At 48.1% G+C, this 19,203-nt stretch carries 17 protein-coding genes; 2 read left to right on the top strand and 15 right to left on the bottom strand.

Annotated features, from left to right (window positions below; all coding sequences use genetic code 11):
* Positions 1-223 precede the first annotated feature (223 nt).
* The 4 genes from ACJJI8_RS14440 to ACJJI8_RS14425 all read right to left on the bottom strand — a co-directional run bounded on the left by ACJJI8_RS14440 (position 224) and on the right by ACJJI8_RS14425 (position 5,812).
* On the bottom strand, positions 224-802 hold the full coding sequence (locus tag ACJJI8_RS14440; RefSeq protein WP_444905737.1) for a hypothetical protein: 579 nt from the start codon (positions 800-802) through the stop codon (positions 224-226).
* An 85-nt stretch (positions 803-887) separates the two neighbouring features.
* Entirely contained in the window at positions 888-2,510 is a 1,623-nt protein-coding gene (locus ACJJI8_RS14435; RefSeq protein ID WP_444916118.1) for a vanadium-dependent haloperoxidase, read from the bottom strand.
* Between the two features lie 298 nt (positions 2,511-2,808).
* Complete coding sequence (locus ACJJI8_RS14430) at positions 2,809-3,093, bottom strand: hypothetical protein (RefSeq protein WP_444905739.1); 285 nt, start codon at positions 3,091-3,093, stop codon at positions 2,809-2,811.
* A gap of 1,243 nt (positions 3,094-4,336) precedes the next feature.
* Positions 4,337-5,812 (bottom strand): lytic polysaccharide monooxygenase, encoded by a 1,476-nt coding sequence (locus ACJJI8_RS14425; protein ID WP_444916117.1) that lies wholly within the window; start codon positions 5,810-5,812, stop codon positions 4,337-4,339.
* Positions 5,813-6,589: 777 nt separating this feature from the next.
* Between ACJJI8_RS14425 and ACJJI8_RS14420 the strand changes: the two genes are divergently transcribed.
* On the top strand, positions 6,590-7,222 hold the full coding sequence (locus ACJJI8_RS14420) for an acyloxyacyl hydrolase (protein WP_282933394.1): 633 nt from the start codon (positions 6,590-6,592) through the stop codon (positions 7,220-7,222).
* Positions 7,223-7,278: 56 nt separating this feature from the next.
* Here the strand turns inward: ACJJI8_RS14420 and ACJJI8_RS14415 are convergent, their stop codons facing one another.
* From ACJJI8_RS14415 to ACJJI8_RS14385, 7 genes are read right to left on the bottom strand one after another with little or no spacing between them, the layout of a single operon-like run.
* Positions 7,279-8,445 (bottom strand): glutathionylspermidine synthase family protein, encoded by a 1,167-nt coding sequence (locus tag ACJJI8_RS14415; RefSeq protein ID WP_444932771.1) that lies wholly within the window; start codon positions 8,443-8,445, stop codon positions 7,279-7,281.
* A gap of 3 nt (positions 8,446-8,448) precedes the next feature.
* Positions 8,449-9,063 carry a DUF1190 domain-containing protein gene (locus ACJJI8_RS14410; RefSeq protein WP_282933397.1) on the bottom strand — a complete coding sequence of 205 codons (615 nt, stop codon included), beginning with the start codon at positions 9,061-9,063 and terminating at the stop codon, positions 8,449-8,451.
* A 12-nt stretch (positions 9,064-9,075) separates the two neighbouring features.
* A complete protein-coding gene (locus ACJJI8_RS14405; RefSeq protein ID WP_282933398.1) occupies positions 9,076-9,492 on the bottom strand; it encodes a DUF350 domain-containing protein in 417 nt (138 codons plus the stop codon).
* A 14-nt stretch (positions 9,493-9,506) separates the two neighbouring features.
* Positions 9,507-10,160 (bottom strand): YjfK family protein, encoded by a 654-nt coding sequence (locus ACJJI8_RS14400; protein WP_413665198.1) that lies wholly within the window; start codon positions 10,158-10,160, stop codon positions 9,507-9,509.
* Entirely contained in the window at positions 10,145-11,215 is a 1,071-nt protein-coding gene (locus ACJJI8_RS14395; RefSeq protein WP_413665197.1) for a potassium channel family protein, read from the bottom strand. Before ACJJI8_RS14395 ends, ACJJI8_RS14400 begins: the two co-directional genes overlap by 16 nt.
* A gap of 4 nt (positions 11,216-11,219) precedes the next feature.
* Positions 11,220-11,915, bottom strand: coding sequence for a PspA/IM30 family protein (locus tag ACJJI8_RS14390; RefSeq protein WP_282933401.1), 696 nt, complete (start codon positions 11,913-11,915; stop codon positions 11,220-11,222).
* Positions 11,912-12,316: a DUF2170 family protein gene (locus ACJJI8_RS14385; RefSeq protein WP_108732689.1), complete on the bottom strand. Its 405-nt coding sequence runs from the start codon at positions 12,314-12,316 to the stop codon at positions 11,912-11,914. The genes ACJJI8_RS14390 and ACJJI8_RS14385 overlap by 4 nt, the downstream gene beginning before the upstream one ends.
* Before the next feature lie 148 nt (positions 12,317-12,464).
* Here ACJJI8_RS14385 and ACJJI8_RS14380 point away from each other — a divergent pair, with 148 nt between their 5' ends.
* On the top strand, positions 12,465-12,779 hold the full coding sequence (locus tag ACJJI8_RS14380; protein ID WP_108732688.1) for a DUF6471 domain-containing protein: 315 nt from the start codon (positions 12,465-12,467) through the stop codon (positions 12,777-12,779).
* Positions 12,780-12,902: 123 nt separating this feature from the next.
* On the opposite strand, the gene ACJJI8_RS14375 is transcribed toward ACJJI8_RS14380, so the two are convergent.
* The 4 genes from ACJJI8_RS14375 to ACJJI8_RS14360 form a co-directional block, all read right to left on the bottom strand.
* Positions 12,903-13,205, bottom strand: coding sequence for a hypothetical protein (locus tag ACJJI8_RS14375; RefSeq protein WP_282933402.1), 303 nt, complete (start codon positions 13,203-13,205; stop codon positions 12,903-12,905).
* A gap of 85 nt (positions 13,206-13,290) precedes the next feature.
* Positions 13,291-16,017: a DEAD/DEAH box helicase gene (locus tag ACJJI8_RS14370; protein WP_444932770.1), complete on the bottom strand. Its 2,727-nt coding sequence runs from the start codon at positions 16,015-16,017 to the stop codon at positions 13,291-13,293.
* A 76-nt stretch (positions 16,018-16,093) separates the two neighbouring features.
* A complete protein-coding gene (locus ACJJI8_RS14365) occupies positions 16,094-16,645 on the bottom strand; it encodes a GmrSD restriction endonuclease domain-containing protein (protein WP_282933405.1) in 552 nt (183 codons plus the stop codon).
* A 239-nt stretch (positions 16,646-16,884) separates the two neighbouring features.
* Entirely contained in the window at positions 16,885-19,086 is a 2,202-nt protein-coding gene (locus ACJJI8_RS14360; protein ID WP_444932769.1) for a hypothetical protein, read from the bottom strand.
* Between the last annotated feature and the right edge of the window lie 117 nt (positions 19,087-19,203).

The following is a 19,203-nucleotide window of genomic DNA, read 5'->3' as shown; positions in this document are numbered from 1 at the left end:
GCTACAAACAGGTTGGCTTATGGAATGACCTCTATGATAACCGGCTGTAAAAAGTGAAGTGATAAAGTAACCAGGATAAGGCTATACAAAAGCAGCTCAAGCGGAATTCCCCATTATTTTAGTGCTTGCAGACTCCCCCAAACCAAAGTCAATCGATATGTCATCATTTTCCTGTTCAGTATAATCTCGATAATTTTCAAGCCGATACTATCTTAGTCGTACATCACAATTTTGCTGCTACGGCCCCCTTCCCCACCAATGTTGTCAGCTTGATGTTCTCGTCTCCTATTTCTGTGGACACGGTCTCCACGAAACGCACCATGCCCGCTAAAATCGCTGCGTTATAGTGCTCTTCACTTGCCTCTAGCTCCTCAACGGCTGCGTTCATATCCTTGAGAGCCCGGGATGCTTCTAGGTCCCACTCCTTCAGCTTGGCGAGACTTGCCCTGGCAGATGCCACTTGCTGTTCATTCACTCCGTCTTGAGTCGCCGCAAGACTCTCTGCTCGAACGGCCTTTATCTCAGCATCGTACTTACGAATAGTAGCCAGGGAACGGCGAACAATACTGTTCAACTTGATAACTGTATCCCGCTCGAATGCAGCCTTAATGTCGTTGCTAGCCAGTGCCACTGAAGCGGGTGTTTTTGCAGGGTGGATAACGCTTTCAACATCCGGTACCGACTCCTGTTTACTTACCCAGACCTTCTCGTTTTCGACTGGCTCTTTGAGTGTGTGCGTAGCTATAAACCCAAAAGCGATTATTCCGAACACTGCCACTGCAATATATCGTTTGCTATTCATACGGTGAGTTACCTTTGGTTTGGCCGCCCCTTGCGGAGCGGCACCTGATAGAGAGCGAGAATTTAGCTCATAGCGTAAAAATAGTTTACCTGCGAGTCCTTGATCTACTAATCAGGCTAAATGCTTCGACGTTGTTCATTAAATTCTGCGCGATCTGCTCGCCCATGACTTGGCCTGCAATATTGTCAAAGTCCCAGTGCACTCCGTTATAAATGCGGCTGAGGCCATTTTCCTGTTGAGCGGCGGTATAGGATTCAAAACGGACAGGTACCAAAGGCCTCGGTGTGTCCGGCGTGAAAGGGTCGAAGCCTTCCCCATTGTATTCTTCCGATACAAAAGTAAAGGGCTGATCTCCAAACATACTGCGCATAATCTCGAAGGTGGAAGCACCGAAGGTAGCATGACCCGATGGGTAGGAGGGGAACGGCGGTGTTGGCCTAATCGCAATGGTGGTATTGATGACTGACACCCCTACCGGCAACCATTGCTCATCCTGCAAGGTCGATGGGTTGTCGTCATCGATGCGAATACCGGTAACCGGTCTCCAGTAATTGTAATAGTATTTACTGTCCCACGCAGCGATACCAGAATCCGCCAGCCCCACATTGATCAAAGCAAAATACCGGGCCAGATCCAGCTCATTCTCGACTTTGTTATCCAGTGCTGCCTGCAGGGCGATAAGGTTATATAGTCTCGGGGGAATGCCCAATAACGGTACACCGTCATATCCCCAGTAATTCCCGATAAATCGTGTCTCTGCTGTGGATGTCGATGGGGTAATAGTATTGGCTGGGGACCCGCCGAGGGCCGCCACTTCCTCATAGGCTTCGGCATATTCCTCAGACGTAATTGTAGGCGGAATCGGACTGCGGAATTGATCACCTGAACTTAGTGAAAAAGGTGTCACACTGCCCCAATAGGCTCCGAGAGCCACGGAATCGTGGCCAACAGGATCCACGGGATCAGGCTGCCATTCTCCCGGTACCGTAGCACCCGTGTTGACCGATGTAGAGTGATAGGTGTCATCCCCATCCGCGACAGCGCCGCCCTCACCATAAGCGGGCTCCAAGTGGTCGGCCTTATCGTTGCTTCGCACAGCGAGCATGGCCGCAGCGGCGGCTTCGCCGATCACTTGGCCCTTGGCAATTCTTTCGGCACTATCTCTTGACTGGTCGAGGTCGGATTGCAGTAATTCCTGCAATCGCTCTGCCTGATCGGGGTAGAGTGCGCGCAAGGTTTCGTAAGCGGCGTAAGCGATAGCTGCATCTTTGGATGCATCTCTGGTGTCGAGCACACCGAGATCATTATAAGGTTGGTATTTACCGTCAAAGGCGTTCAGAGCGTCAAACACAGCAGTTTGTACAATGGCGAATGCGCGACTGGACCGGGTAGGCCCCCCCTGGTAGAAATCCACTTCACCGGTATCAGGGTCAGGGGTATGATCGATAGCCGATGAGTCGAGCATTGTGTTAAACCAAAATACAACACGATCTCTAGGTCTATTAAGCTCGCCAGACTTCCCCGATGTCCGCTCAAGCCGATCAAGTACACCTTTGGAGAGCGTTGATCTGCTGGTTTCTCCTAGATAAGCACTGGTTTGACCCTTGGGCTGCTTACCTTTTGCCTTCTGGGCCTGCACAGCACCCGATGTCAATATTAAGCCTGCTGCCAGGAAGCAGGCCGATGTTTTTAACAAAATGTGGTTCATTGTATTACGTCCTTTGATATTGAAGGGCGCGCTGAATCAGTAAATCTATCAGTGGGCCGTAAGTTTGTTTTCAAATTGGCTGTTGTTGACCGCACTGGGTTGTGGAGGCCGTACCAACCTGTCGATACACCGATTCAGCTAGACCTTAAACTGGACTTCAGTAGAATGTCTCTTCATCTATTACACTTGTGATCCCTAGCACTTCAATCCCTCAACGACTTAATTCCAAATGCATTTCGTGTCGATAGCAAAAAATGAGTAGATGCTAAAACGGTTTTCTTTTCCAGCAGTCAGACTTTTATCGGGCGCTGGCTATTTTCCCATCCCCAAGTTCAATTCCGAGGAAGCCCTCAGTACTTTTTGGCTCTCTATGATCTGTATCGCAGTCAACATCGATTCCTCCAGGATCGAGAGCAGATTTACATAGAGCTTCATTTGCAGATGTGATAACTCCATCACCAGCCTCTAGGTAAACATGGTCAGTTGCACTAGATCTGGCTCTAGTTGAGACAATAGCAATAATCGTGTGATTTAATGCGACTTGATTAAATACAAATGCTAGGTTGGTTTTTTGTGAAATCATACCTATGCCTATTATTCGAGTTTGTCCAACTCCCTCCCCCAGACTAATCAGGTTATTATCCTGTCGAGATCAACCTCAAAAATAATATTTATTGTAAAGTTGTAGACCACCACCTGGCTTCACAGTTCCTGACAATTACCTTCAAAGCTTAAACCCCAAAAAATAAAATCGCTGAAATCTGCAACCAAAAATGTATAGAACAAAAAACAGCTAACAAGGTAAATTTCTAAACACTTAAAACAATCAAATCACCAACAGGCACTAAAGAAATAAGGAATTCCGGAGCTTCACAGGAAAAGGGATTCTGCCTTATTGACTCAACATATAAACAGACCCTTTTAATGATGCTCAGACTTGGGAAAATAATTTGACACCAGCCCAGGCAATTTTGATCGGAAAAACACTCCCCCACCCTACTGAGGCTCGCCCAGAGCCACCATTAGAATAACAGCGCCTCCGCAATCAAACTGAAACGTCGATTTACCTCGTTAACTTCGCGACCTGCCGGATAAGCACCTTTTTGATTACATCAACCATAATGTCGAAGGAACCTCAAATAAATCAAACCTCAAAATCAACGGTTCATTTTTACCACCAAAAAAACGAACACAACACTACACGAGAGCCCGCTGAGCTATATGGCATCATATCTTTACACAAAGGCACTATGCCCTACCTCAGCAGCAAACAAGATACAGTTACTTCAAACTGTACCTGCCAATTTCCGCCCCTCATAATTAAATAAATTTATCAGGCCAAAAAATTAATTCACTAATAAAATCTGCACACACGCTGAGACCCGATTTGAAATAAAAAATAACAGCCCCGTTAATATTACAGGCGCCGAACAGCGCGATATCTGACTATAGGAAGTTGTTCAATAGGGTGGACTTTGCGTATCTGGATCGAATGATACCGCAAAGAGGCAGCTAGGAATTGATCACTGTTCTGGACAGTATTGACCCAGAGGGGAAAGCAATTCCCTTCTAGAGTTACAGAGTTGACAGTAAGATTCAGGAAGTCATTGTCAGGTGACGCTTTGCGCTGTATTCAGAAGCCCTTCACATTTGAATGTATCAACAGGAAAGTTAAAGGAATAAATACTGGCGGGAAGTAAGATTGGTGTATCACAAAGAGCAACACACCTGATAGCTTAACAAATGCGTCCGACCTAAGGGAGCTGCGCCCTTTGGTCGGACTGAGCTCAATCAACTACCAAAAGATAGGAGGCAGAGTGTACTCATCATTGGCAGGAACTCTCTTCCCAATACTGAGGTGCGGCCGATGGGGACCACCAGTTTGGCCCGTAGGTTGAAATGTAGACCTGACCACTGAAAGTTACCCGATCTCCAACTTGGTAAGCACTATCACCGGCGTAGGGCTGCTGGAACTCAGGACAGGAAACCGCAGAGCTATCATCTCCACCATTGCTATCAGAGCTGTCATCGGAGCCGTTATCAGAGCTATCGTCTGAACCACTATCGGAGCCATCGCAGGTAGTTTCATTCCAGAATTGCGGTGCAGCACTCGGCGACCACCAGTTTGGCTCATGTGTAGATTCATAAGCAACATTGTCATAAACAACTACGTCGCCAATCGAGTAGCCTGGATCACCACCATACTGCTGCACAAACGCTTCACAGCTAGAGTTTCCGGAATTTCCAGAGTCGCCATTGTCTCCACTATTATCCGAATTATCGTCACCGGAATTATTGTCGTCATCGGTAGAGTCATCATCCTGATCTTGGATAAGCTCGTATCCAATTTCAACACTCTCTAAACTGCTACCTTCTAACAAGTAGATACTGTTGATGCCATATAGAGGCTCAAAACTACTGCTTCCATCGTAATCACCAGCGCGGATGCTGCTCTGTTCCTGGTTAATCAGCTCAGCCAGATCGTGAGACCAGTTTTCAGCGATACCCTGCTCATCTGAAGCAATTTCCAGGACAGTAGAATATGAGGAGTTTTCACCGGAGCTATCAAATACACGAGTATAAACTTTATCGCCCACATTCAAATCTTGAGTTGGATTAATAGTGCCTGCAACACTCCAGTCAGTATTGACAACATTATCACCATCAAACTCGACATCGATAACATTATAGAAGGCATTAACCGTATCACCCACATCCCAAACTGCAAGAATTACGTGGTAGCCTTCACGTTCTGGCACCTGACACTCATGTGTCGTATTTACCGCAGGCTGCTCATAGTTGCCATCAACCTCACAGAATGGATCTAAATCAAATTGATCGCGGGTCAAAACCGCATTTGGATTCCAACCTTCTTTGGTAATGTAATATTTCCAGTCCCGGGTTACATGATTGGCTGTGAAGCGCCATTTAAAAGTTTGCCAACCGGAGCTAATATAATTCTTAACCCAGCGATCTGAGGATTGCTCATTTAATTCTGACCAGGAGCTATCTCCTGCACTGGCTATCTGCCCATCAGCAGGACCACTTTCAGGGAAACCTTCATTCCCTTCTATACTTTGCGGTTCCCATTGAACAGCACCGCAGTCAACATTCATCTCTCCCGTATCGAGAGCATATTTACACAAGGTTCCACGAGCGGATGCAACACCACCATCAGCGGCCTCTACATAGCCGTGGCTAAGTGCATTTGAACTCATACCGGCCAGTGCTATTGCCATCAGGGCGCTATTTAATACGGGTAGTTTAATTGCAGATGCTAGTTTGGTTTTTCGTAAAATCATATCTATGCCTGTTATTCAATTTCGTCCAACCTCCTTCCCCAGCTGAACCAGGTCCTTATCCTGAATACACATATTCGATGTGTAATGTTGGCGACAGAATTATGGACCGCTACTTAACAGCACGGTTCCTGACAATTATTGATATAAATTTACAAACCTCAGAAGATCACCAGCGCACCATTTTCCCTTAAAAATAATATTAAAGGGTATTTTTTTTCAAGGAAAAATAATCAATTAAAAAATAGGACGAAAAAACTACAACGACCCCTAAAATAGAGAACAGGCAAACCTTTAACAGGATGAGAAATTTCCAGACGATTTTTAACTTAATACAAGTTCCCACACTCATTAATTATCAATAGATGACACCCCTCTCTCACGAACAACCCCCTATTACAATTCAAAATAGATAAGCCTGACTGCCTTAAAACCATAAATCTCTCGATATTACCTACCCTCAAAAGTTGCCAGCAGGGCGGAAATTGGCAGCTACCCCAACCTACGAACACGTATTTCATCCTGAGAAAAAAACCTCTTTTCAAATCAGAGAACTATCACTGTCACCGCTTTTTTTAAACTGTCACTGCAAGTGTTTTCCTGGCAACAAATACAACTGCAGCCTAGTAAATTATTCCCATTAGTAAATTACCACTGGGATAAAAGACCTATATTCGCTCACCTCTGTCTACACTGGAAAAGAACCCGGATGATTTTGAGTTTCCCTAACCAATCATTTTCTTGTAGTCACCATTCGTAGTAGGAAAGGTAGGATCAGGGATGATGTTGTACTTGATTATCCGCAGGCTCGGCCTGTGTCTGTTATTTTCTTCTCTTTTGCTTCCAGCCTGGTCTTTGGCTGAAACGGCAACAAACCCGGATAAACGGTGGGCTGCAATTGTTGGAGCCGGCCCGGGATTTTCCAATCGTCGCAATGAACTCACCCAATATCGCCTTGCCATATCCAAGGACCTGCCCTGGCAGTGGTCCCTTGCTGAGAAATGGACGCTCAAAACGCGACTGGAGACCAGTTACTTTGAATGGCGATCCGGCCTGGACGATGGCGATCCAGACGTCTCCAAACGGGGAGAGGATTTAGTTCACGGTATGTCAGTGAGCCCGGTATGGAGGCTTGAGTACCTACCCCAGTGGGACAAGCCTATCTTTCCCTACTTCGAATTTTCCGTGGGGGCCAGTTACATTACTGAGTCCAATATTGTGAGTAAAAACACAAATCACACAACTCTGGGATGTCATTTCCAATTTGAGGATCGAATTGGATTGGGCTCTGACTTTGGGAGTGAGCGCCGCTGGGGAGTCACAACTTACGCACTGCACTACTCAAATGCAGGAACCTGTTCTGAAAATTCTGGAGTGAATTTTTTTGAGCTGCGGTTGCACTATAACTTTTAAACAAGAGAATTAAGCAGGCGCCGGCTTGATGTCAGCGCCTGCAGTCGTTGGCGGGCCTAGAGGATGATATGTGGCAGATAACGGCTCATATCCTGGGTAATCAGGTTTGAATCTTCCCGGATGGACATTCCCGCTGCCAGGTCATCAACAAGCCAGCTTCCCACCAGGGTATGGTTCTTTCCAAACTTGGGCAGAGGATGCAGAGCCTGATAGATAAATCCTTCTTGCCCATAGGGGCCATCGGACAGCAAAGTGGTATCCGCCCCTTTTACTACCGAAATATTCGCCCCTTCTCGTGAAAAGATTGGCTTCTTAACTAATTCCGGGAAATCCGCAGCCTTGTCCAGCTCATCCTCAAAAAAAGAGGGAAGCAGATTCGGGTGCTCTGGAAAAAGCTTCCACAACATTGGCAGAAGCGCCTTATTGGAAATAATCGCCTTCCAGGGCGGCTCCAACCAACGGACATTGCTTCCTGCCAACAGGGTCCCAAACTCCTCTCGGAGCATAAATTCCCATGGGTACAGCTTAAACATCCAGGTAATTACCTGATCATTCAAATCGGTAAACTGACCCGCTTCATCCCGGCCAATATCTTCGATAAAGACAAAATGATTATTGATCCCCGCTTCGGAGGCACAATCCTGTAAATATTGAACCGTGCCCCGGTCCTCTTCCGTATCTTTACAGCAGGCGAAATGCAACTCCCGCCCCGGGGTCAGGAATTGTAAATCATGGAAGCGGTTAACCAGTTTTTCCTGCAGGCTATTGAACTGATCAGACTGTAGCGGCAGAGACCTGCGATCGACATTGTCCTGCAGCCACAACCACTGCCAGAAGCCGGTTTCATACAGAGAAGTGGGAGTATCAGCATTGTTCTCATAGAGCTTTGCCGGCCCCTGTCCGGAATAGGCAAAGTCCAGGCGAGAATAGAGACTGGGGTCGCCATTACGCCAGGATGTTCGCACAAAGTCCCAGTGCTGCTCGGGTATACAGAACCGCCTCAGCAACTCCTCATCCTCAAGCACACGGGCAACGACATCCAGGCACATCTGGTGAATTTCTTCAGTGGGATCTTCAATGTGCTTTTCTATCTGCTCCAAAGAGAATTGATAGTAGGCGCTTTCATCCCAGTAGGGTTCGCCATACATGGTATGGAAGTGAAACCCAAACTCCTGCGCTCGCTCTTGCCAACGCGGGCGCTCACCAATCGGCAACCTCAGCACAAATCAACCTCCCCAGCCGCGCGAACCACCACTGCTGGAGCGACCCCCTCCCCAGTTGGATTTGGCCGATGCCACTGCACCAAAGCCTCCACGGGAAACCGTTTTGGTAACTTTAGGCTTAGGCGCCGTAGCGCTTTTATCCACCTTATAAGATGAACGGCCATAGTCGCCAATAATACCGCCGTCAGCTGTCATCAGCTTGTCGCGGTAACGGGAGCCTGAATAGCGGTAGACCGGGTTGTAGTAGCCATAGTTGTAGTGGCGATCCCTGTCATTGAGCATGGAGCCAACCATAAAGCCCGCCATCAGAGGCATCCAGACGCCGCTACTGGTCTCTTGGCAACTACCGAACTCAGCCTCACACTGAGAGAGACGGGAATACTTGGGCCCGGTGCGCTCCGCTTCCTCAACCGCGCGCTGATAAGCTGCTTCACATTGAGCTTCGTCCAGCTGGGTATTGGCCACACAGTCATCTACTGAAGAGACGACTTTAACTTCCTCATCTGAGGAGCAACCGACCAGGGCAGCCGCTACACCTAAGGCAAGTGGGCGCAGTAAAAAATTGGAGCCACCGCCCTTGCGCATCCTTGCCAGGTTAATATTCTTGGTACGCTTCATTACCACCCCCAATTAGTAGCTCATGCAAGCCGCATTCAATACGCCAACAGCGATTGTAGTTGCAGCCAACATAACACCGGCACTCACCTCTCCATCTTCGATGCGCTCAACAATACGCGGCATAAATCCAAAGCGGATAATGGCAAAAGCAATTAACTGGGCGATCAATGCAACCAGGGCCCAGATGGCGAAATCGACAATAGAAATAGAGTTACTGGCAGCACCACCTACGGCAATTGCAAAACCCAAAACAGCGCCACCAAAACCTATGGCGGCAGCCGTATTCTTATCTTCGCGGATCAACTTCCACTCATCGTGAGGGGTCACCAGTGCGTATAAAAATTTAAACGCGATCAAAAGTACCAGCGACAGGCCAAAGTAGGCCGCAAAATGCAAGATACCAGTCAGTAAATCATAAGGCTGGTCCATTAAATATCTCCTTATTATCCGTGTATTGTTATTTGTGAGGGGGTCAGAGTAATGCCGGTGCTAATCACCAAGCTGCGGCTCAAGTAGCCTGCATCCTCTTCTTTCTCTTCAGCTGAGAGAAAAAGGGATTCGGTTTGCTGATCAGACAATTCGCGCTCAAAAAGCATGGTGAATTGATCCGTTACTGAATAATCACCATCTTCATCGTAAGTCTTCTCGGCCATATGCACTGGGTTGTGGTAGTCCCCTGCTGCGGTCCATACACGGCTATAAGAGCGGTCCTGCAGGTGATAACTGGGTGCGCCAATATCACTCTTTAACAATTTATTCCAAGCCTGCTCCGAACCAACATCCAGAGTGTCGTAAAAATGGAACAGCTTTACATCGACCACATGCTCATCCCGCTGACCGCCCTCAGCAATCACTTGTAGCCAGGCATCATCATCAGTGTAAAAGCGATAAATCCAGGTACCATCTAGTTCGACAACACCGGCCGCTTTAATGATCTGGGTCGGTGAACAGGATTCAATGGTCAGTTCATCGAGTATCAGACGAATGGCCAAAGGGTCCAGCTCAAAACTCGCCCCCATTCGCAAGCCCATAATTTCTGGAGTCTTGACCTTTGGAGCATCCTTTCCCTTTATTTTATTTATCAGTTTGGTAAACATGTACCAACACCTTCTTCATTACTTTTTATATCGAAACAGCTTTTTTCATCGAGCCGCTTTGCAGAGATATAATACAGCATGTCGCCCTCGGTGACCTGATCGGTAAGCCCCGGGTTCACATCAATTTTAACCACGCCCTTTCTACGTACCGCAATTAAGGTCGCGGAGAGATCCCGCTTAAAATGGTCAAATAATTCACCGACAGGAAGAGGCTTCTCACCCCGATATTCAACGCTGTATTGGGTCATGCCGTATGTGCTATCGAGCAACTGTCGGTGCAACCTTGCGGAACCGGGGTCAAGCGAGGATTTTGCCAACATCTCTACAGCGACAGAGGGAATACATTCGATATTGGGACAGTGGGCACGGAGCAATTCACCCACATTTTCATCTTGGAAATAAGCCGTTTTATGGCTGTTCGGGCTGAGCTTGTCGCAGAATAAGGCGGTTGTAAGGGTTACATCATCCAGGGGGTTGTCGATAATAATTCGAGCGGCATCGGCCAACCCTGCCCTCTGCATACCTTCCCCGTGGGAAAACGATTCCACCCGGACAAAATCAATCTTACCCGGCATCGGATTTTCGATATCGGCTTCAACACAGAGGACAATCTCTGCTGCGCTACCGTTTGTTTTGGAGAGTAGCAACTCAATCAAGCGGAGCGTTCTGGTACCGTTCCAGCCGATAATTACTGTGTGATCAATATGGTTTGTCATACGCAAGCCCTTCTTGCCGCGATGCACAAATTCTGAAACCGCAAAGCCAATTCTTGTGACCACCATGGCAAACAGGCTGAGGCCCACTGGGATCACCCAAGCGGCAACTACGACTTTACCCTCAGGGGTTACCGGGGAGAAATCGCCGTAACCTACTGTCGATGCGGTAACGACCAACCAGTAAAAGAAATTCTCGCCCGCGACAATATCAGCTTCACCGGCAATTTTGAGCAGCCAATAGGAGATGAAAACATAGCTGCCTACAGCTATGAGAATGGTGGTTACATTGGCCCGAATGAAAAGCGACGCCAGAAGGCGTCGCACTCGATAAAGCAGCACTGTGTTAAGCCTTTTCGCGGCCCGCTAACAGTTGAGCCAACTTATCGCTGCCACTTTTCTGGCCGCCGGGCTTGATGCCCGCCGCTTTCAGCTTGGCATCCAGGCTGGAACCGGTTTCCTCTGAAGCCAGCTCTTCCGCAGCTTCAAGCTCAGCGGCACGCTGCTCCTGCTTGTTTTTGATGCGATCCAGGCTGTCCAGCGCTGTTTTGATCTTGCTGTTCGCACCCATGTGGCGGGAAGAAACCGCTACCTGTGCTTTTTGAACAGACTCAGTCGCTTTGATCTGGTCAATCTGCTGCTCCATACGGCGCACATTGGTTTTTGCCTGGGTAATATTACCTTTCAGGGTGCTCTCTGAACTCAGGAATCCATCCAGGATGCTGCGCTCAGTTTCCAGCTGGCTTTCCAGCTCAGTAACACGCTCTGCACACTCAAGAGCGAGTTCGTTATCGCCCTTTTCACTCGCGTTGATTGCGTGAGTGCTATAGGTTTCAACGTCGGCTTGCAGCGCTTGGACCTTACTCTCAGTAAGTTTGCGCTTCGCCATGATTTTGGTCAGGTTTTCATCGCAAGCTTTCAATTCTTCCTTCGCCTCGCGTAATTCTTGGTCAAGAATACGAATCGATTGGCTATCCGCTACTGCTTCTGTTCCTTCGTTAACTGCGCCTTTCAAAGCAGTCCAGATTCTCTTAAGGCTCATGCTACACCCTCCGTTTCAAAATGATCGGCAAATAAATCCAGGAAGTCACCCACATTGGAAAACAGGGTCTCAACCTCCTCGATAACAACTTCGTCCTTGCTGGACACCGACAGAGCACCGAAAGCGACGTAGTAGTTCTCACCACCAATATTCTTAATCGCAATGGCTGTCAGGGGCACCAGCTGATGTGTTTGCAGAACCATTTCATTGAGCGCTGCCACATCATCTACCTGGCTCACGGGAAACAGAATGCTCTCTACAACTATCTGCTTCTCGCCAACATAGACAAACGCATCGACGCCTTCATCGTTGGAAATACTGAGGCAATCCCCCTCAGATTCGACCACCCATCCGGAGTGGTTTTCCGCCAATTGGCGCAGGTTCTCATTGTTCCAGGTCATCTCAACTCCCTCGCTGTGGAATATTGGTCACAAATATAGCACCAAAAAATCTGCGGTCAATAACTTATTACAAACTAATGTTGCAAATAATACACACAAAGATAATATTTACCACATTGGTGATAGTGAATAGGACGGAGTAGAGCCCATGGACCACAAGCAAAGCCTGAGCAACCAGCAAGCACTGACCCCTTACAAGCAGGCAATTGCTCGCTATGTGCGCGCATCAATGGCACTAAAGGGCATGCGTTACGGGGATCTCGCCCAAGCACTGGCCGAGAGAGGAATTTCAATGACACCGGAAAACCTGCGCAGCAAAGTCAGCAAGTGCATGTTTTCAGCAGATCTGCTGGCAGCCATCATCGATGCCATGTCGGTGGAGGACAGCGCCATGCTTGAAATCCTCAAACAGGCCCGTGAGCTGCAAGATCGAGGACTCTATGCCGAGCAGGAGAAAAGCTAACACGCCACCTCCTTGGACACCAGTACACGCGATCACACTTTGACTCCGTCGTCAGTAATCAAGCTTACCCGCTGAAAAACCGGGGTATCCACGACTCACCTGCACAGCTCCTTTACAGGTGAGTTAGTAGTGATGCAATTTGACGACTGGCTCACCATTACCGCACTTTCCGACAACCTCAGGCTCTGAAAGCTTGGCCCCTGCAGGAATAATCTTATTCGTTGGCCACCAAACAAAGCAGGCATACCTGAAATTGACTGCCCAGTTACAGTAGAGGCGTCCGTCCTCTTCCTCATAGAACCGCGCCTGGCAGAAACTTAAAGTGGGACTTCGCACCCCTTGAACCTGCTGCGGATCAGCCAAAGAAACTTGGACTCCGGCAATTGCAACCACAGAGAGGGAGAGAATCAGCAACCAGGATTTCATAGATCTACTCTGGAATTTTGCTCAAATCTCCTTGAAGACTAGCAGCTGCGGCGTAACTTTCATCTCTGAGCCCTAAGCAGCGGCACTAACCGTCAGGAATAGCAGCTTCAGATACAGGCACTTTTTCCTGCTGAAGGATCGTCAATAACTGCTCGATGCAGCCCTGCCGGTCTTTTCGCCAGTTAATATACGGCAGGGGAAAGACCCGAATGCCCGCCCGATACAATGCCTTGTAGACCTTTACACTAAAGTAAGACTCGTAGTCGCCGGGATACCCAATCAGGTCAATACCGATAAAACGCCCGCTCACAGCACAAACCACATCTACAATCTGCCCAGCCACAGGAAAGCCTACCCAATGGGGAATTTCGTGCTGGGTTAATAAATGGCTAACTTCACTCGCAAAACGACATACGATTTCATCACCCTGCAAATGACTGCCAACGGAGTGTGGAAACTCAACATATTGACGCAAGAGATGATCCGTAGGGAGAGCTTGGGGCTCAATCGACAATGCAACCAACTGCTTTTCTTTTGCCCTGGTAATTGCGACATTAAACACATCCGCCCGGTTTAAGTAGCTGGCTGCCCGCAACGATTGATTATCAATAGCCATGGAGATAAGCATTAAATCTCGCTCCTCTCCTTGAAAACCATAGGGCGTGGCAACGCGTACAGAAAAACTCTGTAACTTCTGAGAGGAGAAAACCTTAATCAACTCCCCTTCCAAATAATCGGCCTGATCCCGATAGGGAGACAAAACACCGACCGACGGCCGAATTGCAGCATCGGCATAGCGCTCGAAATGCGCTTTCAATTGCGCAATAACCCAGTCGCGCTCTACGGTGTTTCTCCCATTTTTCCTCCGGCGCCCTGGCAGTTGATAAAATTCTAGCGCCGACTCTGGTAATGGTTTGGGCCTGGCCCTCATAACTTTCAAGCGGCCGGAGTAAAAAGCATGGTTACTGAATGCGATCAGCTCTGGATGGCTGCGAAAGTGCTCATCCAGCATCACAACAGCTTGTTGAGTGGGAATCACGTCTGAAGCCAAATCCAAAAGTGATTGATCCCTATAGCTCAGTTTTGGCGGCACCCCGGCATCTTTTACCACTCCCTGCCAGATACTTTGCTGCCGGTTGCGGGAAAGAAATGAAACATGCCGCAGTTGCTTACTGTCACCGACAATCACTGCCCGCTCAGCTCGAAACAGAGCCGGCAGTGAACTCGCAATATCACACTGGGTTGCCTCATCAAAGACTACCAAATCGAACATGGCGGGCGATAACGGCAGCACTTCATTGAGTTCATCTGCCTCCACCAGCCATATGGGGAACGCCTGCATTACCACCCGCATATCAGTTTGGGCAAAGCGCTCCGCCTGTACTTTTGAAGTTCGAGATCGCAAGGCTTGATTGAATTGGCTCAGGGTACCTCGATTCTTTTCCAGCAGTCTGTGCAATGTATCGCGGCGATAAGTATTCAAATACTGACTTGCCAGGCTTTCAAAGTTGCGCCGACAATCATCAATCGCACCTTGTGATTGCCACAGGCTTTTAACACTCAATCGACTTGCAAAGAAGCTCCAGGCATATCGCGCTACCCACTGAGCAAACCGACCTACACTAACAGCGCGCGCCAATCCCAGCTCTTTAGAGAAGCGCTTCTCCAGGCCCCTCAAGGCTCGATAAGCCCTCTTCAATTCCCTCTTCACCTGGGCAGGCTTTCTCTCTGGAAGTTCCACCCCCTCTTTCAGCAGCCTATCCAGATGAGCTTTTAAGCTGGGGATAAAACCCCGCTCCTCTCGATGTACATACCCTTGAGTCAGCCCGTACTCATCTCGCAATTTATCCCGCACCACATCCAATGCTTGCTGGTTCTTCGATACCACCAAAACACTTTCACCATGCAGCACTCGATCGAGAACCATAGCCGCGATCGTAAAACTCTTTCCCGTACCGGGCGGACCTGAAACAAGGCTAAGAGGAAAGCGAGCCGCATTTTCCAGTGCCCCCTCCTGAGCCCCACTCAACAGACCCGGCAGCATATCCGGCTCACACGCTTTCTGTGCAGTTTCCCAGTGGCACTCTCCCAGTAATGCCTGTAACGGAGGAGATAATTTTTTTTCCCTGCCTAAAAGTTGTAATTCGTGCAGTACTCCACGAGAGCCCCTTGATCTATCTGCAAGAATTACCGCACCCGCCGAGACCAAGGACAACTGAGCACCCTTCGATGCACTTTCAACAGCTGCCTTACCACTCAGGTTAGGCCAGCGCCCCAATTCCTCTACATTTTCCAAAATAGTGTAATGGGTTAGCCAGCGGCCGACGTCAGCCAGCTGTGTCGAGGACAGCGGCGAAGCAAGCACTGGGAAACTATCTGTTATTGAGGACTCAACATCAGGTTTAAGCAGTTGACGTAAAACAGGGAGATTAACGTGAATGTTTGCAGAGTTGATCTCTACAAAACAATCCTGATCAAAATGTAGCTTGGCGGGAAAATAAAGTAGTGGTGCACAGAACTTGCGTTTTACACTTAGTCCAGATTGGAGAGCATAGTTACCACAAATAAACAGGCAACCATAAATCAGCCGCCGCTCCTTTCGGTAAGCATCCACTTGTTCCAGCAGTTTTGCTCCCGAAGTAGCGGAGACAGGTATACGTGGTAACTCATCAGCCCCCAAATAGTCCCGCTCATCTAAGAACAGACGCCGATTCGATTTGAGATTTAGAATATTGTTCAGGGAGAGGTCGTAACTGTCAGCTTGATAGCAGCGCCGAAAGTATTCGATTAACTTCTTGGGGGGGTGCTGCATATCAAATAACTCCTGGGGGACAACAAAATTCTAACGGATGCCGGAACCTTGTTATACCCCCAGAGACTACTTGTCCTCAGCCATCCGCCATTAGCGATTGATATTTGCGGCGCTCGCCCGCACTCAATTGAAGACCATACTTATCTACGATTGCCATAAACCGCTTGAGGTAAACTTGCTTGACCGGTCCATAGGGCGGCATCCACTTGTCCGGCCCTTTGTGGCCTTTACTTTGGTTACGACCGTCATCAACCAGCCATAAATTCTCGATGTCCTCAGCAAACCGCTGCTTTCGCTTGCGCGTCCAATCCGCTCCCCCGTGATCGTGCGCCCACTTCAGCGGCACAATATGTTCCACATCAAGATCTGAAGCTTTTACAAAGAAGCCGCCTGTGTAGGGATCCAGCCACAAACCGGTGTCTACTTTGCAGTGATTGGAGCGGGTATAGGTTACCGGGGATAGTGAATAGCGAATTAACAACTCATGGCGGGTATCCTGGCAATCCCGATCGGAATCAGACCACTTGGGCAGCCACTCCGCCCGATCATAGGACGCTGCAAAAGCGGAAAAACTGAAGGAGAAAACTACAGCAATGGAAAAAAGCTTAGAAACTGACCGAACGCTCATACATCAACTACCAATCAAACCAGAGCGCTAGGTTACAAGAAAGTGTGTACCAATTGTATGCGGCGATTCAAATCAATAAGAAATGGTTCAAACGTTATACAAAACACCCCAAATGAAAAAATAGGGCTATAGCAAGAGTAATGAAGAGCAGGATATTTCGATCAATTTTTTTACACCTGATAAAAATGCCCTGCCTGATTAACGCTTGACAGGGCATAATTTATCAACGATAGATTTTGCTACTTGTCCAGCCCTACCGCTTGAGGGATATAGATTGCGTGCAACTGTCCTCCGGCCATCATTTCCTGAATCAATTGTGTAGAGGGGCCATTTTTTTGGTCACGCACATTAAAGGAATTCAGGTAACTATCCACTCGACCTTCAAAATCATAGTGAAACTGGGTTGAACTCAAGAACCAACCATCACCCAGAATATCGCCCACATAAATAACCCCGGATGCTTCAGCATCGGTAGAGAGCGCAGCCTCCATCCCGGTATCATCCAGCCCACTGCGAACCTTGGAGGATTGTGAGTAGTATTGACGGTAGGGCTTACTCTCCACATGCTCTTCCAGCAGCGCTTGGTATTCCTCATCGGTAGGCTCAGCTTCCAGCTCTCCACTTGCCAGCTGTTTCTCGATCTTCAGATCGAGCTCGTCTTCACTATCGCCAATAATTTCCGGGTTAAATTCGGCAACACGAATCATTTCTCCGGTTTCAGGGTCGAGAACGTAGATTGGTGAGTAATAATTAGATTTATCAAATTGCAACACCAAGCGAGTCTTATTATCGACACCAGCAACCGCTGCCATATTGTCGAAATTTTCATAGTTGTCAGTTATATCGCCATCGGATTTGCTACTCACTACTCTCTTGATGATTCCACCATCTATTGGATTGGTGATATCCGCAAACTCAATCTGGTATACACCGTACTTGGCTCCAAAATAAAAGCTATTGGGATCTAATGGGTCCCAATCACCATCTTCCGGAGAACGCCACTGGGAGACTTCCATTCCGGTGGTATGAATGCGGAAAGCCTCCTGGCTCATATCGCGAATATCTTCTGACTTCCCATCGCCGTCGGTATCCCGGTTGGAGAGTTGTACCAACTCAAACATCAATTCGCTGTCGTCAAACAGCGCTCGATTGTCACTATCACTAAAATCAACCACCGGAGCGCCATCTCTATCCAAAACCCGAACCGCATACAGCTCACCATTGGTCAAGCCAGCCTTATCAACTTCACTGCCTTCATTGGTTTTTTCACCAACATAGACTGTGAGAAAACCTCCATTGCGATAAGCATCATCCTCATCCCCCCGAGGCCGTTCATCATCGACAGACAGCAGTATGGTTTTATCCTGTGCTTTATAGTTGGGTACGATATTTTCAAATCGAGATTTACCGAGTAGTGGCAATTCATAAGCATCACCAGCATTGTCTCCGGTTGTCAAAACAGCGATACCGCGACCGATATAAATTTCCGATTTGTCGTACTCGTAGACAGACTCGATCTCACTCTTGGCTTTCGCCTCACCACTGATGCTACCAAAAGCATCAAATCGAAGGCCTTCATAACCACGCTTCTCAACCAAACCATCGTAATAAGTTTTGAGGCTCTCGCCACCGTCACTCTCTTCGCCGGTCAAGAACATCCGCACCTGGGTGCCCTTGCCGCTTTCCGCATTATAGAAAGCAGTTTCAGCTGGCAGAGTTGCGGAGCAGAAGCGTTCGAATGCTCCCGTATTCACAAGGTCCCCATCCGCATCAAAATAGGGTTTCATTTGTGTTACGTAGGTATATCCTGGAGATTCAGCAACCTCACCATCCGTGTCATACAGGGTACGCCGCCAGGCATAAACACCTTTAATCAGGTCCTCACCACCCTCAATTTCCCCGGTGGTTTTATTGATTACCCACTTTGAAATGAAGGTGCCTGTCGATCGGAGACTGCGATTTGAGTTCTCCAGCACCACCCCATCACCGCCAACAAAGTTGTAGTGTTCCTGGTTCATAAACAGGGTAAATGTATCGTCGTCATTATCCAGATACCCCAAACCATCGGGTTCTCCAGACAATACATAAAGGCCATCCGTATCCGCAGCATCGAGACTTGGGTGCTCCTCGAATATAGGAAGCATATCCTGTTGGGGAACATTTTCACTGGAGTAATCAGTGGGGAGATAACCATTGCTGAGCAGATTAATTACCTTGACGTTTTCAGCCGTGGCGACAACATGTGGTACCTGCATTGTTGAAGGACCAATATGCGCAGCAGCCTCAGAACCAGCAACTGATTCAAATAGACTGACTTCCTCTGGCACTTCCGGATCTGGAGTTACCACTATCGGATCATCATTATCGTCACTGCAACCAGACAAAATTGCCGGTATAGCAATAGCTAACGCTGCTCTTTTGAAAAATTTATGATTTTTCATTGCCACTCCAATGCGTTGATTCCCCACCCGAAGGCAGTTCCAGTTATAAAGGCGGCATAGAGTAGTTGTGCTAAATGACAGACTTAATAAGGTTTGATTACAGACGAAAAAAAATTT

This window comes from Microbulbifer maximicatervae (SeqCode) (assembly GCF_052467695.1).
Note: the sequence above shows the minus strand (reverse complement) of the source record. Positions and strands in the feature narration are given on the sequence as shown.

Excerpts from the sequence above, each read along its gene's own strand:
- ACJJI8_RS14370 (WP_444932770.1), bottom strand. The coding sequence starts at position 16,017 with ATGCAGCACCCCCCCAAGAAGTTAATCGAATACTTTCGGCGCTGCTAT.
- ACJJI8_RS14405 (WP_282933398.1), bottom strand. The coding sequence starts at position 9,492 with ATGGACCAGCCTTATGATTTACTGACTGGTATCTTGCATTTTGCGGCC.
- ACJJI8_RS14380 (WP_108732688.1), top strand. The coding sequence starts at position 12,465 with ATGGACCACAAGCAAAGCCTGAGCAACCAGCAAGCACTGACCCCTTAC.
- ACJJI8_RS14360 (WP_444932769.1), bottom strand. The coding sequence starts at position 19,086 with ATGAAAAATCATAAATTTTTCAAAAGAGCAGCGTTAGCTATTGCTATA.
- ACJJI8_RS14430 (WP_444905739.1), bottom strand. The coding sequence starts at position 3,093 with ATGATTTCACAAAAAACCAACCTAGCATTTGTATTTAATCAAGTCGCA.
- ACJJI8_RS14440 (WP_444905737.1), bottom strand. The coding sequence starts at position 802 with ATGAATAGCAAACGATATATTGCAGTGGCAGTGTTCGGAATAATCGCT.
- ACJJI8_RS14375 (WP_282933402.1), bottom strand. The coding sequence starts at position 13,205 with ATGAAATCCTGGTTGCTGATTCTCTCCCTCTCTGTGGTTGCAATTGCC.
- ACJJI8_RS14410 (WP_282933397.1), bottom strand. The coding sequence starts at position 9,063 with ATGAAGCGTACCAAGAATATTAACCTGGCAAGGATGCGCAAGGGCGGT.
- ACJJI8_RS14435 (WP_444916118.1), bottom strand. The coding sequence starts at position 2,510 with ATGAACCACATTTTGTTAAAAACATCGGCCTGCTTCCTGGCAGCAGGC.
- ACJJI8_RS14420 (WP_282933394.1), top strand. The coding sequence starts at position 6,590 with ATGATGTTGTACTTGATTATCCGCAGGCTCGGCCTGTGTCTGTTATTT.
- ACJJI8_RS14400 (WP_413665198.1), bottom strand. The coding sequence starts at position 10,160 with ATGTTTACCAAACTGATAAATAAAATAAAGGGAAAGGATGCTCCAAAG.
- ACJJI8_RS14425 (WP_444916117.1), bottom strand. The coding sequence starts at position 5,812 with ATGATTTTACGAAAAACCAAACTAGCATCTGCAATTAAACTACCCGTA.
- ACJJI8_RS14365 (WP_282933405.1), bottom strand. The coding sequence starts at position 16,645 with ATGAGCGTTCGGTCAGTTTCTAAGCTTTTTTCCATTGCTGTAGTTTTC.
- ACJJI8_RS14390 (WP_282933401.1), bottom strand. The coding sequence starts at position 11,915 with ATGAGCCTTAAGAGAATCTGGACTGCTTTGAAAGGCGCAGTTAACGAA.
- ACJJI8_RS14385 (WP_108732689.1), bottom strand. The coding sequence starts at position 12,316 with ATGACCTGGAACAATGAGAACCTGCGCCAATTGGCGGAAAACCACTCC.